Annotated in this window: 12 protein-coding genes; 3 read left to right on the top strand and 9 right to left on the bottom strand. The window is 69.6% G+C overall.

Annotated features, from left to right (window positions below; all coding sequences use genetic code 11):
* Positions 1-410 precede the first annotated feature (410 nt).
* The 3 genes from BKA00_RS29065 to BKA00_RS29055 are packed head-to-tail and all read right to left on the bottom strand — an operon-like array spanning position 411 to position 2859.
* Positions 411-611 carry a helix-turn-helix domain-containing protein gene (locus BKA00_RS29065; RefSeq protein WP_230298595.1) on the bottom strand — a complete coding sequence of 67 codons (201 nt, stop codon included), beginning with the start codon at positions 609-611 and terminating at the stop codon, positions 411-413.
* A 60-nt stretch (positions 612-671) separates the two neighbouring features.
* On the bottom strand, positions 672-2492 hold the full coding sequence (locus BKA00_RS29060) for a relaxase/mobilization nuclease domain-containing protein (protein ID WP_185030305.1): 1821 nt from the start codon (positions 2490-2492) through the stop codon (positions 672-674).
* Between the two features lie 31 nt (positions 2493-2523).
* A complete protein-coding gene (locus tag BKA00_RS29055) occupies positions 2524-2859 on the bottom strand; it encodes a hypothetical protein (protein ID WP_185030302.1) in 336 nt (111 codons plus the stop codon).
* 475 nt (positions 2860-3334) lie between these two features.
* On the opposite strand from BKA00_RS29055, the gene BKA00_RS29050 reads away from it, so the two are divergent.
* Positions 3335-4390 carry a PDDEXK family nuclease gene (locus BKA00_RS29050; protein ID WP_185030297.1) on the top strand — a complete coding sequence of 352 codons (1056 nt, stop codon included), beginning with the start codon at positions 3335-3337 and terminating at the stop codon, positions 4388-4390.
* A gap of 102 nt (positions 4391-4492) precedes the next feature.
* Positions 4493-5119 (top strand): hypothetical protein, encoded by a 627-nt coding sequence (locus tag BKA00_RS29045; RefSeq protein WP_221493329.1) that lies wholly within the window; start codon positions 4493-4495, stop codon positions 5117-5119.
* Positions 5120-5233: 114 nt separating this feature from the next.
* On the opposite strand, the gene BKA00_RS29040 is transcribed toward BKA00_RS29045, so the two are convergent.
* Both BKA00_RS29040 and BKA00_RS29035 read right to left on the bottom strand, forming a co-directional pair.
* Positions 5234-5650, bottom strand: a complete 417-nt coding sequence (locus tag BKA00_RS29040; RefSeq protein ID WP_185030295.1) for a RipA family octameric membrane protein — start codon at positions 5648-5650, stop codon at positions 5234-5236.
* 72 nt (positions 5651-5722) lie between these two features.
* Positions 5723-7024, bottom strand: a complete 1302-nt coding sequence (locus BKA00_RS29035; protein WP_185030290.1) for a S1 RNA-binding domain-containing protein — start codon at positions 7022-7024, stop codon at positions 5723-5725.
* A gap of 184 nt (positions 7025-7208) precedes the next feature.
* On the opposite strand from BKA00_RS29035, the gene BKA00_RS29030 reads away from it, so the two are divergent.
* Positions 7209-8375: a hypothetical protein gene (locus BKA00_RS29030; RefSeq protein WP_185030287.1), complete on the top strand. Its 1167-nt coding sequence runs from the start codon at positions 7209-7211 to the stop codon at positions 8373-8375.
* 26 nt (positions 8376-8401) lie between these two features.
* Here BKA00_RS29030 and BKA00_RS29025 read toward each other — a convergent pair whose 3' ends face one another.
* The 4 genes from BKA00_RS29025 to BKA00_RS29010 form a co-directional block, all read right to left on the bottom strand.
* A complete protein-coding gene (locus BKA00_RS29025; RefSeq protein ID WP_185030284.1) occupies positions 8402-10906 on the bottom strand; it encodes a sensor histidine kinase in 2505 nt (834 codons plus the stop codon).
* A gap of 14 nt (positions 10907-10920) precedes the next feature.
* The gene (locus BKA00_RS29020; RefSeq protein ID WP_185030279.1) at positions 10921-14313 is read right to left on the bottom strand and encodes a phospholipase D-like domain-containing protein; all 3393 of its coding nucleotides are present in this window, start codon (positions 14311-14313) and stop codon (positions 10921-10923) included.
* Positions 14310-18026 (bottom strand): AAA domain-containing protein, encoded by a 3717-nt coding sequence (locus BKA00_RS40660; protein ID WP_185030276.1) that lies wholly within the window; start codon positions 18024-18026, stop codon positions 14310-14312. Before BKA00_RS40660 ends, BKA00_RS29020 begins: the two co-directional genes overlap by 4 nt.
* A 176-nt stretch (positions 18027-18202) precedes the next feature.
* Positions 18203-18760: a DUF4352 domain-containing protein gene (locus BKA00_RS29010; protein WP_185030273.1), complete on the bottom strand. Its 558-nt coding sequence runs from the start codon at positions 18758-18760 to the stop codon at positions 18203-18205.
* Positions 18761-18803 lie beyond the last annotated feature (43 nt).

Raw genomic sequence — 18803 nt, 5'->3', positions numbered from 1 at the left:
GGCTCTGCGGGAGTTGCTCTATTCGCGAGGCCGTCTCCCAGCCGGACACCACTCGATTCGCGCCGAGCTCCTCGTCAATCTCGGTGAGCTTCAGGCGGGTGTAAGGGGCTTCGCAGAACGCTTCCTGCCGGGCAGCGAGGCCCTCGATCGCCTCACGGGCAGGGGGTGACGGGAGGTCCCGGGGCGCGGAAGGGAGGCAGTGGCGTTCTGCTTCTGCACGCTCACGGTGAGTGAACTACAGTCAGATAGATCTTTTCAAGCAAAGCCTTGGTGGTTGAAAGCCGAGGTCAGACGCCCTGCGCCGGGATGCCGAGCTTCGTCGCCATCCCGGCGCCGGGCGGCCTCTCTCCCGGACTTGCCAGCGTCTCCTTGGTTCACCCGGAATCAGCGAGCCAGCCGACTCCTGAGGACTACGTGACGCCGAGCAACTTGCGGAGTTCCGCGGTCGGCACGCGGTAGGTGGTGCCGACTCGGATGATGCGACAGGGGAAGTCGCCACGCTTCGCCAGCTCGTAGGCGTACGTGCGGGACAGTCCAAGTGCGCGTGCGGCAGTCATGATGCTGACGACCGTAGGGAGCGTGTCGAGGTCTTTGTACTGCATGGTCTGCATTCGGATGCCTCCGTGTCTTGGTATGTGGAGGTGGAGTGATGCTTCGCCATGGCGAACTTGTTAGCGGCGCGGGCGGCTTGGGCGGGCTGGTGGCGTGGGGCTGGACGGTGCGGAGCAGCTGGGTGTCGTGGGTAGCAGCGGAGCCCATGGGCTGGGGAAGGCAGCCATGGCGAGGAGTGCTTGCGAGGACGTGGCTGCCTCTGCTGGTGGACGTGGCACGTTGTCGGGACTGGCGGGTCTTGCTGCGCGGACCTGCGAGGCTGCTCTCCGGGCGGCTTCAGCTTGGGCTTGCCGGCGCTGGAGTCGGCGGAGCTCGGCGATGGTGTCGAGCAGGTTGATGAGGCTGGAGACCAGCAGGACCGCCGACACCGTCGTCCGATCCTTGATGACGCCGGTCAGCGCGAGGAGCCGGGCCGTGGTGCGCAAGGCGTTGCCAGCAGGACTGGGACGGGGAAGACGCCCGTAGGGTGCGCGAGCGGCACGGTCGTAGGCGTCGGCCGCGCGGCGGAGGTGGTGGTTGCCGGTGACTTGTGCGGCCGCGTGGAGGGCATCGGAGGCAGCCCAGCAGGCGTCCTGGCCGGCGTGCGGATTGGTAGCCAGGTGGCGACGGAGATGGGCGGTGGCGTGGGCGGCGGCACGGGCGGCGTCGTCGTAGAACGCCTGCCGTTCCTCGACAGTGAGGTCGTCGTCGATCGTTGGCGCGGGGCCGGTGGCGGGCGAGGTCCAGCGTTGCTGGAGGCGCGTCAGTGAGAGGTCATCTGCAAGGCGGCTTCCCGCGTGCCAGGTCGGTTCTTCCTCACCGTGGTCGGTGGGGAACGCGACGGCATAGCCGGTGATCTGGCCAGGCGCGTGCTGGCTGTCGCGGACCTTGACCAGGAGGCCGTAGTCCTGGAGGCGGCCGAGGAACCCGTTGGTCGTCCGGGCTTCGTCCGCGGCACGGCGGACGGTCGTCCGCAGCACAGCCCGCTTCGTCCGCTCGGACAGGTGCCGTCCGTCCAGCGGACGGACGGCGGACGAACCGCGGACCGTGCCGTCCGCACCTGCCCAGCGGTGGCGAAGTTTGGGCAGCGTGAGGTCCGAGGCAAGCTTGCCTCCCCCGTACCAGACGGGCTGCCCATCCGCGTTCACATCACCGGGCGCAGCCACGGCGTACCCAGTCAGTTCGCCGGCCGTCCGCTGGCTGAACCGCTGCCGCACCAGGACACCGTCGGCCTGGAGGCGCTCGAAGAACTCACTCTCGCTGCAGGCTCCAGCGGCCGCCGTCTGGACCTTTCGACGCAGGAGGGTACGAGATGGCACCGCCTGACCACGGCGGACGGCCTTCTCGGTCTCGCCGCGTTTGGGGCGGCGGGCGGCCGTGCGGTCCGCCGGCGCCGTGGAACGCAGACCGAATCGCTCCTCCACCGCCTGGCAGGCGTCGCGCACCCGGTACCCGTCGTTCCATACCTCTGGCCGGACGCCGTCCGGCCGCGCCAGCGTGGCCACGATGTGGACGTGGTCGTCGGCGTGGCGGACGGCGATCCAGCGAACGGAGCCCACGTCCCCCGTCGGTGCCAAGCCGGTCCGGCTCATGATCTCGGCCGCGATCTGCGCCCACTGCCCATCAGTAAGAACCGGGTCCTCAGGAGCGGCCCGGACTGCGCAGTGCCAGACGGGCTTGCGGTAGTTCCGTTCACCGAGCAAGGCCAGCGGCTGTGTCAGCAGACCCTCCACATGACGAAAGTCGCGGCGACCATCAGGCCCTACCCCCGGCTCCAGATCGGCCACGTCCTCGAAGCCCGCCACGATGTGCGGGTTGTGATGCTCGCCGTTGGCGCTCGGGCCGTAGAGGTACCGCAGCAGTCCCTGGACCCGGGCGCCGCGCAAGACCTTCCCGATCACGACGCAACGCTCAGGGCCAATGCCTTTATGATCACGGCAGCCGCCTTCTCAACTCCTCGGCCAGGTCGTCCAGCTTGCGGACCGTCTGCGCGGCGGCGCGGGCATACCACTGGATCGTCGACGACACCTCTCCCGAATTCAGCGCGGCGACCGCCTGGTTGAGATTGACGCCGATCCGCTGCGCTTGACCACGCGCCTGCATGACGGCCTGCAGTACCTCGCGCATCTCGTTGTGCTCTGCACGCGGCGTCCCGCTCGCCGCAGCAAGCAACGTCAGCGCCGCCCAGGCCGCGGTCGCCAGCCGCTCACGCTCTGCCGCCCTCGACACCGCCGCGTGCTCATCCTCCGAAAACAGGACGTACAACACCCGCCTCCGCCTCGACTCGCCATGAGCTCGGCGGTTGCGTCGCCTCGCCATGCTCGACGAGGACTCGCCGCACCCCTCTTCGACCATCAGCCTCCTGACCCGGGATCGCGCCCGATCCCTCTCCCACTGCGGACCGCGCCCGATAACGCTTGCGTTTTCCATTTCTTGCCCCGCGCCCTTCGCCAGCGGGACCCAGGGCGCAGCGTTGGCGCCCAGCTTCTCTCATCACCCGGGGGCTGACAACTTCAAGCATCGGCGTGTCATGCTGACACCTAAAATCAACAGACCGAGAGGCGGGTGCGTATAGCCCGCCCGGCCGGGGCGGTACGGCACACAGGGCTGAGATCCGATTCGGTGTGCCGACTTCGGGATAACGATTTGCGACCTGAGCCGATCAGTGCGGGCGATCGTCAACGTCGCCTGCGGCTGTTGGAAAAGCTGGGCTGGTCATACCTTCGGGCGTTATGTTCAGGTTGTGACGGCTATCTGGAGCACCGATCAAAGCGGAAAGTGGCGCCTTCTCACACCGAGCGGCTATCCAGCTGAGGCAGCGTTGCATGACCTCGTCGAGCAGAGTCCACAGATTCTGCCGCTGGCCGGCTCTCCGCGGATCACGGTGCTGGGGCGCGAAGTACGGCTGGGCGGCGGATACGCCGATCTTGTGGCCGTGGAGCCCTCCGGGCAGATGGTGATCGTGGAGGTGAAGCTGGCCGGGAACACCGAGGCTCGCCGCGCGGTGGTGGCTCAGGTTCTCTCCTACGCGGCATACCTCCAGGGTCTTGATGCGGGCCAGCTTGAGTCGCAGGTCCTGGCGTCCCACCTGAACAAGCGCGGATTCAAAACGGTAGTGAGCGCTGTCGAGGCAGATGACCAGGAGCACTCCGTCGATCCGCAGGCGTTCGCCGAAGGGCTCGCGCAAAGCCTGGCGGAGGGCAGTTTCCGGTTGGTCGTCGTCCTCGACAGCGTTCCGGATGAGTTGGCGCAGATCGTCGGCTATCTGGAATCGGTGAGCCAAGGGATCGTCATCGACCTCGTCACCGTCTCGGTCTACGACGTAGCCGGCGGACAGGTCCTCGTGCCCCAGCGCGTTGAACCCGCACGGCGAGACCGGGAGCTGTCCACGGCCGAGGTGACCGAGCGACAGCGTACGGTCCCCGGCTCCGAGGAGTTCCGCGCGGTCATCGCGGACGCGCCAGCCGACAAACGGGAGCTGCTCGAAAGGCTCACCCGGTGGGCAGAGGCACTGCAGCGAGACCGGCTGGTAGACCTGGCCACCTACCAGGGAAAGGCAGGGATCACCACGCTGCTCCCTCGCCTATCTGGCGATGCGGGCCTGGTGACCATCTATAAGGACACCAAATCGGTCTACCTGCAGTTCTGGCGGGGCGTGTTCGAGCGACGGGCACCCCATTCGATCCCACTCGTCGAAGCGGCCCTACAGGCCACGCTGAAGCAGGGCAACGTCACCCACGAGGTCTCCGACGACCTCTTGGAGATCCTCACCAATGCTTACAAGGAGGCGGCAGGCTGAAGTTGCTCACCTGAGACCGGCCCGGCGCCCCAAGGAGCCGATGAGCGACCTCGCGGGTTTCCTGGTCGGTGTGGGCAAGAGCGGGCCTGCCATCATCGGAGCATGAGCGACTGGGAGCTGTTCCTCCAGGAGGTTCCATGGTTCCTCCAACCCGACGAGAACGTCGTAGTGGGCGAGGCACAGCCGTGGACCCGCGGATCGGCCGAAGAACTACCTGAACTGTCCGCACTGCTCGACTCGACGACTCTCACCCCGATCCTCGTCGGAGACACGGCGTACGAGTTGCTGGCGTGGGGACCACCGGACGGTCGACGGGGATGGCTCTGCCACCCGCCCCAGGATGCGGACGGCGGGTCTTTTCCGAAGGCGCACATGAGCTTCTGGAAGCTCTGCGGCGGAATCGTCGAGAGATTCGGTGAACCCAGCACCTGGTGGCGCAACCAGAACCAAGTGCTCACGGACCAGGCGGCACGTGTACGAGTCTCAGACGTCCTGGCCGACTACGCGTGGCTCTGGGAAGGCGATGGCCTGAAGGTCTCCATCAACCCAGTTGAGTACTACGCCGTCGCCGTAGAGGCCAACGGGAACCTCACACTGGCGCATCGGGACGATGGTCGGCTCCTTCTCTTCGCACCAGACCACGCGTTCGAGGATGTCACGCCACTGGACGGTTCCCCGCCATACTCACTATTAACGATCGATCGTGTGCCCGACCTTGCGACTGGATAGAGGTATGCGCTGCGGCTTGGCGACATCAGTAGGCCGACACATACCAGACCCCGCCGACGACCCGCGCCGTCGCCTGTCCGGTACGGGGTGCGTACCGGACAGGCGCGGCGACGGTCAGGCGTTGAGCATCGAGGCGAACGTCAGGGTGTGGATGGCGGCGAAGACGTAGGGGATCGTCCGTTCGACGACGCCGAGTTCTATGTAGGCGCGGGGGCGGCCGGCCCACTCGTCGGTGAAGAGGGCGACCGGCAAGTCGGCCTCCAGCTCGCTGATAGCGGCGAACCGGGCACGGTTGAGCGCGCGGTAGGTGCCCAGCTGGATCCACCAGGTCACGCAGAGGGTGAGGGCCGCCAGGTAGACGGCGGTCCCGGCGAAGGCGCTCTCCGCGGGGAGCGCCGCGGCCAGGCCCGCGAGCGCGGTCTGGACGGTGAGGAAGAAGGCGTTGGCGGTCGCGCGGCGGGCGGAGGTCCGGTCGGCGGTCTCGACGGCCAGTTTGTAGAGCTCGACGATGGTGTCGCGGTCGGTTGGCACAGGGCTCTCCTTCGGGGAAAGGGAGGCCCGAGGAGGGGCCACAGCGGTGGCCGCGGCCCCTCCCCGGTGTGGTCAGGCGGCTTCCGCCAGCGGGGGCTGCTCGGGCTCGCACGCCACTGAGCTCTCGGTGGCGTCCTCCGGGATGTCGCGGACGTACACCTTGTCGCCGACGTCGTCGACGCGCGTGACCTCCAGGTCGATGACCTCGCCGATCTCGATCCCGCCCGAGTTGAGGTCCTGGCGCAGGTCGGGGGTCATCTGCGTGCAGTGCAGGAAGACGGGGCGGCGGCGGCCCTCCACCCTCAGCAGGACGAAGCCGCCCTCGCCCTCGGGGCGGATCCGGTGGACCTCCCCTTCCAGCCGGTCGCCGACCCGCGGCCCCGTCGCCGGCCGGGCCGCGGTGCTCCGGATCAGGTTGAGGGTCACACGGCGGCGCCGGGGGTCGATGTCGACCGTGGTCACCTCCACCTCGTCGCCGGGGGCGAGGAAGGCGCCCGCCGGCAGGCTGCCGCGCGGGATCAGGCCGTTGATGGGGCCGTGGACGCGGACGAACACCCCGGGGTCGCGGACGCTGTGCACGGTGCCGGTGAAGGCGTGCCCGACGGGGTGCTCGGCGGCCAGTTCGTTCCACGGGTTCGGCCGACCGGCGAGCAGCGTGTACTTCATCCCGCCGGTCGGCAGCATCTCGAACGCCCCGTCGACCTGGTCGCCGACCGAGTAGTGCCGGGTCATGTCGGGGATGATCCGGCCCCAGTCGACGTCCTCGGAGCCGAGGACGCCGGGGCGGCCGTCCTCGGCCCGGACGACCGCGAACTCACGGCTGACCGACACGACCCGGGCGCGGGTGGGGACGGTGCCACCGGTTGCCATCGGGATCAGGGCCATTTCCTGGGCGGGTTCCTTGCGGACGGCCTCGAGCTGGACCCGCAACTCCTTCTGCATGGCGGCCATCTCGGCGTACCCGTAGGCGTACGGGATGTAGCGCAGGCCGCGCACGTCGCTGGGGATGTCGTCGGGGTGCTGCGCGAGGTAGATCATGCGCTTGCCGATGAGCCGCGCCGCCATGTACTCCATGGCGACGTTGGGGTTGCGGCCGGAGAAGTCGACGACGACCAGTTCGGCCTGCTGGATGGCGCGCCACACGACCCCCTGGACGGAGGCCGGGCCGTAGACGCCGTCGGCGCGGACGGGGACGAACCCCGCCTCCTGGATCGTCGTCCGAACGACGTCCTCGTAGTACCAGTCGAAGTCGAAGGTCGTCCCGTCCTCCAGGATCTTCTTGCCGAACGGCATGATGACCACGACGCGGTTGGGGATGGGCTGCTCGTCGCGGGTGAGGCGGACCTCGTGCATGGTGGTGTGGCCTTTCTGCAACCGGAGACGTTCTCGTCTCGCCTAGCCACGAAGATGCCCGCGAGAATCCCCCGCGCCGCGCGGGCGGCCGCTGAGTTTTGGGGCTATAGCGGCGCATTACTCAGAGAAATCTCAGTAGCCCGGTTATCGTTGGTTTGTGGAGCGGACGAGGCCTTTGTGGACGATCGACGTCCTGGGAGCTCTCGTGGTCAGGAAGGACGGGGAGCTGCTGCCGCCGCTGTCGCCGCTGCCCGCGGCGGTGCTGACCTGTCTCGCGCTCGCCGGGCGCAAGGGGATGAAGACCCCGGAACTGCTAGACGCGGTGGTCCATCCGAACGGCGGCCGGGCCATCGCCTCCAAGAGTGCACTGCACAAGCATTTCGAGACTCTGCACAAACTGGAGCTGCCCATTCCGCGTTTCGGTTCCCTGGTTACCGATGGATACGCGCTCGAGGTGGACCGGGTGCGCGTGGACGCGGCGGAGTTCGTCGACGGCGTCCGCGCGCTACCGGCCGAGCCCACCGAGGCGCAGGTCGCGAAGCTGATCGGCTACTGGCGCGAGGACCCGCGGGCCGCCCAACCGCGGACGCGCCGGAACCGCTGGAGGCCGGTCTTCCAGGCGCGCACGACCTTGGTCGCTCGGATCGAGTCGGCGGGCCTGGAGGGCATGGCGGGGCTGGAGGAGTTCGTCGGGCTGTTCCCCTCGGATCCGGAGTGCGCGCCGCTGCGCGACCGGCTGGCCAGGCGCGAACGCAAGCGCCTGCTCGTCGTCGAGGACGACGTGCTGGAGCAGATCGTCGTCTGCCTGGAGGCGGACGGCTACGACTGCCTGCCGGTCGGCGGTCTAGACGACTGGCACCGGCTGCTGAAGAGCGACCGCGACCGAATCCTGCGCTGCCACGGTGCGCTGGTCGACCTGCATCTGACCGAGGCGCTGAACGACGAGCAAGGGTTCGACATTGTCGAGTGGCTCCGGGACAACACCGAGATTCCGACCGCGCTGATGACGGTGGCGCCGCCGTGGGACGACCTGGACTTGCAACCGCCGCTGCACCGCAACCGCTACCGGCTTGTCAGGATTGTCAACAAGCAGAAGGGGCGGCGGCTGAACCTGCCGGCCATCCGCGCTATCGCCAAGGCGCTCACCTCCGACGAGGAGGAGGACGTGTGCGCGCGGCTGTCGACCTGGCTGGAGTCGGCGTATTTCCACGCCGACCGGCGCCTGCGACGCATCAGGACCAGGGACGGCGAGAAGCGGGTGAGGGAATGCGAACGGTCGGCGGATGCCGTGCGACGGACGTTGTCTTCGAGTCCGTTGCACGAGGCCGAGCAGGCCGTGCGGGCCTTCGTCGACACCTGGGGCCGGGGCTGAGTCGGCGGCCCTCCACCGTGCCCGTGTCAGTGCCTTGCGCGTGCGGGGTCGGTAGCGGTTCGCGGTAGCCAGACCCGCAGGTGTGCGCCGCCGAGCAGTTCCGAGCCCGGCAAGATCTCGATCGCGCCTCCGAACCTGCGGACGATCTCCCGGGCCTCCCTGAGCCCCGTCCCGCCGCTGCCGTGCTTGGAGAAGGTGTCGCCGCGCAGCAGCCTTGCCCGGTCCTCTCGCGTCAGTCCCGGTCCGGCGTCCTCGATGTCCACGATGTTCCACGGTCCAGGGCGATCCTCAGGGCCATCCCGTTCCGTGCCGCGCACCGAAAGGGTGATCTCCTGCCGTTCTGCCGGGATCTCAGCCTTCCGCATCGCCTGGACCGCGTTGATGAGCAGGTTTTCCAGGGCGAGTTCGAGCAGCGCGCGGACGGCGTGAACGGTGGCTCTGGCCGCATCTTCGCAGCGGAACGAGATCTCGATGCCCTCCTGCCACTCCACCCTGCGGCCCAGCTTGCGGACGAGGTCGGTGAGGCCGCAGTCCTCCGGCGGACGCTGGAGCTCCTCGAACGCCCTGCGGTACTGGCCGCCGCTGAGCCGGGCGACGTTTTCGCGGATACGGGCGAGCAGCCGTGCGCGCGCGTCGGGGTCCGGTTCGTCCGCGAGCGCGTCGAGGAGCTCCTGCGTGCCCATGACGATGTTGTCGCTGCGGTGGCCGACCTGCACGAGGGCCTGACCTGCGAGCATCGCCATCATGGCGGCCTCCGCGTCGTCGGCCTGGTCGACGAGCTCGCGTAGCGCTCGGCCCGCCATTTCCTCGGCACCCTCGGCGATCACCTCCCCGAGGCCGGAGCCTAGAGTGCCGTAGCCGTCCGGGTGTTCTCTGAGAAGTGCTTCGCCCGTCAGGCGCGGCAGGACGGTCTCAGGGGCCAGGTGCTGGACGGCCTGGTCGGTCTCGTCCTCGCCGAGCCCCATGAGCGACACGTCGGTGAGCACGTCGGCAGCGCTGAACGACGCATCCCGGTGCAGCGTGTAGGCGATGCCGAGGACCGCGCGTTCCAGGACACCGAGCCCCGCGGTGACCCTGTCCCGGATCAGACTGCGTGTTTCGTTGCTCCGGACGGTGTCAAGTTCGGCCGGCGTGAGGCGGCGGTCGGCAGGCGGCTCCGACAGCAGCAGATCCAACAGCACCCAGGCGGCGAGCGGGTGCGCCCCCGTCTCGTACTCCAGGGTGTCGACGACGACGGCGTCGGCGGCGACGCCACATAGGTCGAGCAGCCACGCGAGGGTTTCGCGCGGCGACGCGCCTGAGTTCAGGTCTATGCCGAGGGAGGCGTCTGTGATGCCGGCAAGGCCAGTCGGAGGGGCGATCAGTTGCGGAACGATCGCACGCAGCAGATTGACGCGGCGGCTCGCTGGCCCGGACTGAGCGCCCTGCGGCGGCCGGGCCAGCAGGCACAGCAGGTCCGGCGCCGTGAGCAAGGCCGTTCCGGGCGGGCGATGCGCCGTCGCACGCAGGACCGCGGGGACGAACCACACGAGGGGCCGCGGCAGGTCCACAGGCGGCGGGGCGTGCGCTTCGGCGACCCAGAGGGGGATGCCGGTGCGACGGGTCACCTGCAGGCCCGGAAGCCGGGCGTCGTCGAGGCCGAGCAGCGTCGTCTGGAAACCACCATCGTGGGCGGTGACCAGCGGGCGGACGTCCTCGCCCAGCATCCGGCCGAGGACCGTGGCGAACGTACCGACGTTGGGCTCGTCCATGTGGGCGGACAGGTGGCGCAGCGCCTCCACGACCTCCTGCCCGGAGTCTCCGACATCGATGAACCGGGCATGGTTCGAGCGTTGCGGCTGCGCGGGATCCGGCGTGTAGCGAAGCAGGATCTCCTCCAGGGTGGCGCCCAACGAGGAGTCCCAGTGCGGGGGCCGGGGCACGGAGGAGGGGCCACCGCTGTCCATGTCAACCCGCCCCGCTTCGAGGAGCCGCCGGGCGGTGGGGAACTCGCCGGCGTCGATGCATGCCTGGACGGCGCTGCGGTGTGCCTCACTCGCGGCCGCGGTGCTCAGCCTTCCGGTCAGTTCCTCGGCGACCCTCTCTTCCTCCGCGAGGATCCACTCGAGCTCACCGTCGAGCAGTTCCTGCGCGTCGGCGAGGCGGGACTGGGCCAGTTCCATGAGATCGGGCAACGGAGCTGGGCGGACCTCGGCACGGCGAGCCCGTTCGGCGAGCGTCGCCTGCCGGAGTTCGATGTCCGCGCGGGCCGCTCGCCTGGCCTCCGCCAGCTTCTCGTGCAGCTTGCGCAGTCCCTCGGGGGTGATCTCTCCGCCTGCGGACGCGTCCTCGCCGGTGAGGACCTCGTCGACGAGCTGGAACTCGCCCACAGCGATCAGCCGTTCGATGCCACCGGCCGCCGTCACCGGATCGGCGAGCCCGGAGAGCACGCGCATCGCGGCGCCGGGCCCGTCCAGCGGGTGCCCGCCGGCCAGGGCCGTGGCGAGCTCCGGGTAGCGCCAGCGTCCGGGCCAGCCCGCCAGGATCTCCATCAGCGGCTCGGTCGTCATCGGGTCGTCCCCCATCGGGCGAGCTCTTCCAGGTCGTCGAGGAACGCGCGAACGAGCCGCCCTTCCGGTGCGGGCATTTCGCCGGCGCGCTCGGTGAAGGCGGACCAGGAGTCCACGAGCCACTGCGACAGCTTCAGCGCTTCCTCGGGCAGCGCCGCACCCGCACCCGGCTCCTTGTCGTCCCGGCACAGCCGCAGGACGGTGTCGACCTGGGCAAGGATCGGGTCGAGCCGTTTCACGTACCGTTTGAGGTGACTGCCGTGCATCGGCGGCCTGCCAAGCGCCACCGACGCCCCGACATTCTGGACCAGCTGCGCCATGTTCCTGGTCGGCAGCTCCGCCGACCAGGCGCGTAGCACCTCGGGAGAGCGCTCCCGAACGCGCTTCGCCAGCACGGCGAACTCTCCGGATGCGCTGTCGAACAGTGCACGGTGCGTCCGGGTGCTGATGGTGTTGTCGAACGTGGTCGACTGCGCGTGGTCGACGAGGCGCTCCAGGGTCGCCCATGCGTCCGCCCGCTCTTGGTCGAGCTCGGATTCCTGCAGGGCGGCGCGGAGCGTCGACCGGGTGATCGGCTGGCTTCCGGGAACCGCCTGGTACTCCGCAGTGCGCGCCGCGAGTTCTTCCCAGATGCCCTCGACTTCCGTCGCGAGAAGGTCCAGGACCTCGGCGGCGGAGGAGCTGCCTTCCAGGATGACCGCACCGGCGGCAGCGAGAACGCCGACCACGCACTCCCCGGCGTCCGGGTCGTCCATGGCCAGGTCTTCCAGGGCCGGAACGAAGGCGGGCGTGCGGCGGGCCGCGGCGAGCATGGCGAGCGCGGGACGCGGCCGCAGGCGCGGATCGGGGAGCGTCTGCCGGAGCACCGCGGCCTCCACGAAGTCCCCTTTCCGCCAGAGGCGGTCGATCAGCCACCGGCGCCAGCGGAGGCTCCGCTCCCCGTCTCCGCCCGAGCCGGCGTGGTCGGTGAGGCAGCGCGCCGCCACCAGCGTGACGAGCGCGGGCGGGGCATCGGGCTCCTCGCCGAGAGCTTCGAGGACATGCCAGGGGTCTTCGGCGCCGGCGAGGACGCCGCGGACGAGCACAGCTGCGTCCGCGTCGCCGTCTTGGTGGGACTTGAGCAGATGCTGTGCGGCGTTGAAGGCCGCGCCCGCGGAGGCGGGCGCGACGGGCCGCGACGCGCTCTGCTCGGTCCGCACCAGCGGAGCGGCTCCCACCGCGCCGGCCACCGCGTCGGCGATGTCCCCGCCGGTCAGCCGCACGCTGAGCTCCGACGCCAGCCGCTGCCGCCCGTACCGGCCCTCGAACGACAGGTAGTTGAAGCTCCCGACGAGCGCCTCATCGTCCCAGACGAGGACCTTCGCGTGGTGGCCGCCGCTGATCAGTCTCAGTGTCCCCGGATACTCCCGCCTCAGGTCCTCCAGATGCGCGTTGGCGATCTCCCATCTGTGGCGGTCCGGCCCGGTGAGCCGCCGTCCGTCCCCGTACACGAGAGTCACCTCGACTCCGCGGTCCAGGCAGGACCGCAGCGCGCCGATGAGCCCGGTGTCGACGGCGTCGGCGGACAGCCCGTGGGAGGCGATGACCACCCGTCGCGCCGCCTTGATGAGGGCGGTGCGCAGCAGCCCGCGATGCGCCGCGTCCGTGACCGTGCGGACGGAGGGCAAGGTGCGGCTCTCCAGGAAAGCGCGGCTCCGTTGGACGTGGTCGGTCCACGCCTTGGTCCAGAGCCGCAGCGAGGTAACCTCGACCGCGGCATCCGTGGCGTCCTCGCGGGGAGCCTCGATGTCGGCGGCGCTCGGCGGAGCGTCCGGCCGCGCCCTCTCCGACGGGGATGTGCCGCGGGACGCACCTGGGCCAGGGCCGGCCCCACCCGGCCGTACCGCGCCGGACGCGCTGCGGGCGGCGGCGAACTCGGAAGGGCGGACATAGACTCTGCGGCTCTGCTCGTACGACGGGATCGCGGCGCGGACCCAGCCCAGCAGGTCGGTAATGACCGGAGATTCGCCTTCCCCGGCCTCCAGGACGACCCCGAGTTCGGAGAGCGAGCCCGTGGACGACAGCAGGTTGCGGCTGGTCACCAAGGCCGTATGGTCGTCGACCACCAAGAGCTTGGCATGCGTGCGCGCGCTCGTCATCGGCAGGAGGACCTGCTGGACGTGCTCGCCCGGAGCCGCGCGGGCGAGGTCCTCCAGCGCGTTGCGGGTCTGGTCGTCGAATGCCTCGCTGAACTCGGTGTCAGGGTCGACGCCCCAGGCGAACACGACGCGGACACCGCGCCGGATCCGGTCGGCCAGCGGGTCCAGGAGGGGCTTCAGCGCCCGGTACCGGATCCAGGGCGACACGATCACCAGCTGAGTCTCGGCCCGGCCGATGAGCAGCGGCAACAGGCGTTCCTGCTCCTCCCCGGTAATGATGTGAGCCGAGGTTTCCCGCTGGACTTGCGCTTGCAGCAGCCCTTCGAGCTGCCGGGCATCGTCGGCAAGCTCCAGATGCCAGTTGCGGCGCTGCCCTGCCGGGATGTCGGCGGCGCCGCTGATCCGGCGTTCGAGGCGTTGCAGCGCCGAGGCGGGCGACGGCGGGTCGACCATCGCGCCCTGGGCGTGCTCGCGCAGCTCGGTGCCGAGTGCGGAGGTCGGGGAGTCGGCGACCAGCTGCGTCAGCCGCTCGGACGCCTCTTGGCGCAGCTCGGCGGACAGCCGGTCGTCGACGACGGTCACGCTCAGGTGTTGGAGTTCCTCGTCCCAGTGCGGTGCGACCTTCAGTTCGATCCAGCGGCGGCCGGCGGCTTTGCGGAGGTCAGGCGGCGGCAGCCGGTAGGACAGCGCGCGGCGGGCCCGGTGCCCGACGACGGGTCCGCGCGTGCGATCGACCACGACGGACTGGGCCTTCTGTTCCTTGCGCAGCGACTCGTGCAGCGCTTTCATCACGGCGCTCTGCGGAACGTCCGCCAGGCTCACCGCCCGGCTCTCGACCGGTACCGCGAGCCTGGCCCGGGACGGCTTCAACCGCCCCATGGCGGGCAGCACCCGCATGGTCAGCTTGTCGATCATCAGCTCGCGGGGCTCGAAGACGCTCTCGGCGCCACGCAGCTCCTCCGTCCGGTCCGCGTCCAGGCAGCGGGCCACCGTGTCGGAGACCGTGAGCGTGAGGGGGGTGGTCTCGGTGTTGATAGCGAGGTGGCCTTGCCGCCACAGGTCATAGACGAGGTCGTGGACGAGCCGGATGCCGAGCCCGAGCCGCTCCGCGAGCTGGTCGGGCTCGGCGAGCCCGGCGTGCACCGCGCGCAGCGTCAGCTCTTCCATCGCCGACAGGGAATCGCCGTAGCCCATGCGGACCACGATGGTCACGACGTCGCACGGGACGTAGACGGTGACGACGCCGCTCACAGCCCCTCCACCGGAAGCACCTCAGAGGCGTTGTAGATGTGCCCGTATTGGTCAACGGCCTGGCAGACCTGCTGCCAGAAGACGTCGTCGCCGTCCTCGTACCGGGCGAAGTGCTCGTAATCGCCGACGATCACCAGCAGCCGGCGGGCCCGGGAGAACATCACGTTGACCAGGTCTCGACGGCTCAGATGGCCGTAGCTCTCGGCGGCGCCGCCCCCGCCGCGTGTCTTGTTGCGGACCAGCGACACGACCACGATGTCGGCCTCGCGGCCCTGGAACGCGTGGATGGTCTGGACGTGCTCGGTGAGCGCACCGTAGCGGCGGAGCACCTCCGCCTGCTGCCGGTACGGGGTCAGCACGGCGAGCGGCTCGGCGCTGTACCCGTCGCGGCCAGGCATGGGGCGCGGGTCCATCGCCGAGACGATGGCGTTGACGAGCTCCGCCTCTCCCTCGTTCTTCCAGTAGGGGCGCTCCTCGCAGTACGGCAGGCTCTCGGTGTCCACCCAGACGAGGGCGCGCTCCCGCAACCAGTGCGGTGCCCGCAGCGCCGACGGCTCCTCGTCGTGGTGGGTCCCCAGCCCGCCCGGCGGCAGGCCGTCGTCGGGCAGTGGCTCGTCAGGGCCGAGCTCGCGGGGATAGAAGACGCGGCTGATGACCTCGGCGATGGGTCTGCGCATCCGGAACTGGGTGGAGAGCATCGCCGTCGGCCGCTCCGCGTCCCCCGGGCGCGGCGCCGTGTCGAAGAGGTTCCGGAACAGGTCGAACGCGTCGATGTAGGTCTGCTTCTTCTCACCGACGATGGAGATCCCGGCGTTGGGGTCGCCGACGCAGGCCTCGAGGAACCGGACGACCTCGTCGCGGCGGTGCGCGGGCAGCTGATAGTGATCCCCGATGAGCGTCCACCGGGTGCCGCGCACCAGCGGAATGGCCAGCTCGGTCGGCCACGCCTTGGCCGCCTCTTCGACCACCACCCAGTCGAAGGAGACGTCGCCGCCCGCCGCGCCGATGTTCCGGGCCGTCGCGGTGGCGCACGTCGCGAAGACGATGTTCGCGCCGCGCTGCACGCGGTCGGCCAGCTCCGGCAGGATCGACTCGCGCCCCTCTTCGTTGAGCAGCGCACGCCAGTAGGTGAGGACCGGGCGGAGTCCGTCGTCCACCCCGGCGGCGAACATCTTGTCCACATGCGTGCGCATCTGGCGGAACCGCCGGACGACGAGATCGTCCCGCAGCCACGGTCTGATCGCCTGGTCCGGGTTGCCGCGCTGCGAGACGATGCGCAGCGCGATCGGCACGTCGGCGAGCCGGTCGGTCGGGCCGTTGTCGTCGCGGGCGCCGATGTCCTTGAGGATGCGGGCGGCGAGGTTGTCGAGGGTGAAGTTGGACTGGGCCGACACCAGGACGCGGTGGGTCGGCCACTCCCGCAGGTAGGCGGCGATGGCCCGCGACGTCACCGTGGTCTTGCCGGTGCCGGGCGGGCCCTGCAGAGCGAAGAACGGCTCATGGGTGAGGATGTTCTGGACGGCCTTCTTGCCGCCCTCCAGCAGGCGGTCCCCCGCCCTCGCCCACCGGTGCGGCAACGTGCGGACCCCGGAGGGCCTGCGCAGCTGCCGGGTAAGCGGCTTCATCGCGAACAGCTCCCAGCGGGCTTCGGCCTGGCGGGCGAGGACCGATTCGGAGCCGATGTCGTCGGCCGGCCGTATCCAGCCGGTGGCCGGGATTTTCGGCTGGTCCGGCCTGCGGCGCAGGATGATGCGATCGCGCCCGTCGCGGCGCACGACTTCCGCCGCGATCCCCTGGACGTCCGGGCCTTTGCGGTCGGTGTCGCCCGGATAGAGCTCGACGTCGGCGCTGCCGCCCTCCTCGCTCTCCAGCCGCCCGAAGAAGTCGCCGAAATCCGGCCGCAGGTCGGGATAGCGGGCGTACTTGGTGAACAGGGCCTGCTTGTAGATCCGGTCTTTGTCGCGGGCCTGATCCCAGTAGACGAGCACGCTGCCGTCGGCGCTGACGTAGTCCGGATCCAGCTTGTAGGGGTAGCGGCGAGCTTGCAGCTCGACGCCCTGGTACTGCAGGAGCCAGTCGATCGCCCGTTGATAGTCGAGTTCCCGTTCCGAGGCGCGGCTCACCGGGGCGACCGCCTCGAGGAAGCGGACCCAGGAGGGGCGCCCCCGGCGCAGCGCGTCGAGCCGTCCTTCCACCAGCCGGTAGTCGAAGACCTTGACCTCGGGCAGGTGCCGTGCGCGGGAGCCGGCCCTGAGGTCGTCGAGCCTGGTCTGCAGCTTGTGCGCGTCGCGCCGGGCCACGTACTTGATGAGCAGCACGTCGGGGAGCTGCTCGCCGCGGCCGTACGCGAGGCCGCGGCGAAAGATCTGGCAGAACCAGACGGCCCGCTCCCCGAGGATCGCGGTCGTGGCCTGGCGCTTGGCCTCCGCATCACCTCCGTCGACGTACGGTTCAGCTCCGTCCTTGGAGTGCAGCACCTGGGCGTGCCGCAGGTCCCGGGTCAGCAGCGCGGCGGTTTCGCGGATGCCCTCCGGAGTGTCGGCGTCGAACTCGAGCCAGCCCCATTTGCCGAGGGTCTCTTCACACTTGTCCGGCATGAACGCCACGAGATAGGGCCGGTCCTCGACGGCTTCGCCGAGTTCGACGACGTTGGCCTCGTGGGTCTCGCTGAGTTCGTTGACGACCTCCTGGGCGGTAGGGCGGTCGTCCGGATTCTTGTCGAGCATGCGCCGCAGCAGCGACCGCAATCCGACGGGCAGATCGGCCTTGAGCAAGGCGCCGCGCAGGTGCTCGCCGAGTGCGTCCAACCGGTCTCGCACCGCGCGCACGGGCCCCGGACCGTCCGCCTCGTCAGGGATCGCCCGAGGCACCAGGTCGGCGGGGAACGGACCGAGGAACCACTCGCAGACGATCGCGGCCAGTCCGTAGACGTCCGCTCTGGCGCTCTCGGTGGCGTCCTGCGTCTCCTCGTCCAGCGGCAGCAGGAAACGCAGGCGTTCGGGTGGCAGGTACGGCAGCGGCCCGGCCCCCTGCCCCAGGATGAGTCGGCGCACGTCGTCCCGGGCGGCCACCGAGTCGACGGCCGTGCCAGTGAGCAGGTTTGACACGAAGGCGCTTAGCTCGAACCGAGCCAACCGCAGCCGATGGCCGCCGGCCTCGTCGCGCGCGTAGTCGACGGCCCCCGGCCACAGGTTCCGGTGCGAGAGCCCGAGGTCGTGCAGGACAGCCAGGCCGTCCGCCAGGTGCTCGAATTGCCGCAGCGCCTCCAGCCGGTCCTTGCCGTAGCGGTCGGGGCCGAGCTTGGCGAGCGTGCAGTCGGCGCCCTCGGTGGTCACGAACGCGGCGCCGTCGATGGCCGGATCGGACACCCCAGCCATCGCCACGGTCTCAGCGTCCTGGTAGCCGCCGGCCAGCAGCTTCGGGAGGGCCGGGTGTTCGAGGCCCGAGAGGCGCAGCAGTGCCCGGATCTCCTGGTCCCACAGCAGCCCGCCCAGCTTGGAGAGCCCGAGGTAGACCTCGACGTTGACGGGCCTCCCGGTGAGGTCGGGGTCGTCCTCGCTCTCCATCAGCTCGAAGCTGTACAGGCGGTCGTCGAGCAGGACGCGGGGCTGCGGTTCCTCGTCCGGGATCAGCGGGACATAAGGGCCATATTTCGCAGTTCTCTCATCACAGCAGAAGTGTCGAACCAGCTCCCAGGCCTGGTGCACCGCCACGATCACCGCCCCGTCCGCTCCCGCCGCGTATGGGCAGTATGCACGATGGGCTCTATGCGGCCTATTGGTTCTGCCGTTGCGCACATGGCCACTTTTTGCCCTTCCGGAGATGTGCCCGAGTTGCTGTCTTCGGAGACGTCGCTGAAGGCCGCCGCCCCAGGCAGCGCCTTTAGCCGCTACTTCAGGAGCCACTCGCCGGCCTGAGGCCCGAAGCCACTGTCCAGGGTGAACTGGAACTTGGTGGGCTTGACCTTCTTGGGGACGGAGAACACCAGGTAGCCCTTGCGGCTGCTGCCGGGCGCCAGCTTGACGGAGGTGCCGATGGAGGCGCCGAGGGCGATCTCGTTCAGACCCTCGCCGTACTGCTGGTCCTCGTCGTCGATGAGCTGCGCGCCGTTGCCGGGGGAGTCGTCGTAGGTGGTGGAGCCGACGTTCTTCAGGCGGATCTGCACGGCGGCGAACCGGTGTCCGGGCTCGGGGACGTTGAACTCGTCCTTGGGCTTGGCCGACGGGACCACCTTCACGACGGTCACCTCAAGCTTGAGGCCATCCTCGCCGCTGTCGAGAGTGATGGTGTCACCGATCTTAGCTCGGGCGCCCTCCTCCTTCGGCGGGGCCTCCTGTCCCTTCGAGGCGGCGGGCTTGTTGTCGGGGTTGCTGGTCACCTCTGTGCCGGTGCACGCCGTGAGGGCGAACGACAGCAGGACCGGCAGGACGAGCAGGGACTTCTTCATTTCGACTCCTGGGCGTGAGGGTTGTCCTCCTGGTGCCATCGGC

The sequence above is a fragment of the Actinomadura coerulea genome (assembly GCF_014208105.1).
Lineage (GTDB): Bacteria > Actinomycetota > Actinomycetes > Streptosporangiales > Streptosporangiaceae > Spirillospora > Spirillospora coerulea.
This window is presented reverse-complemented; position numbering and strand designations above follow the sequence as displayed.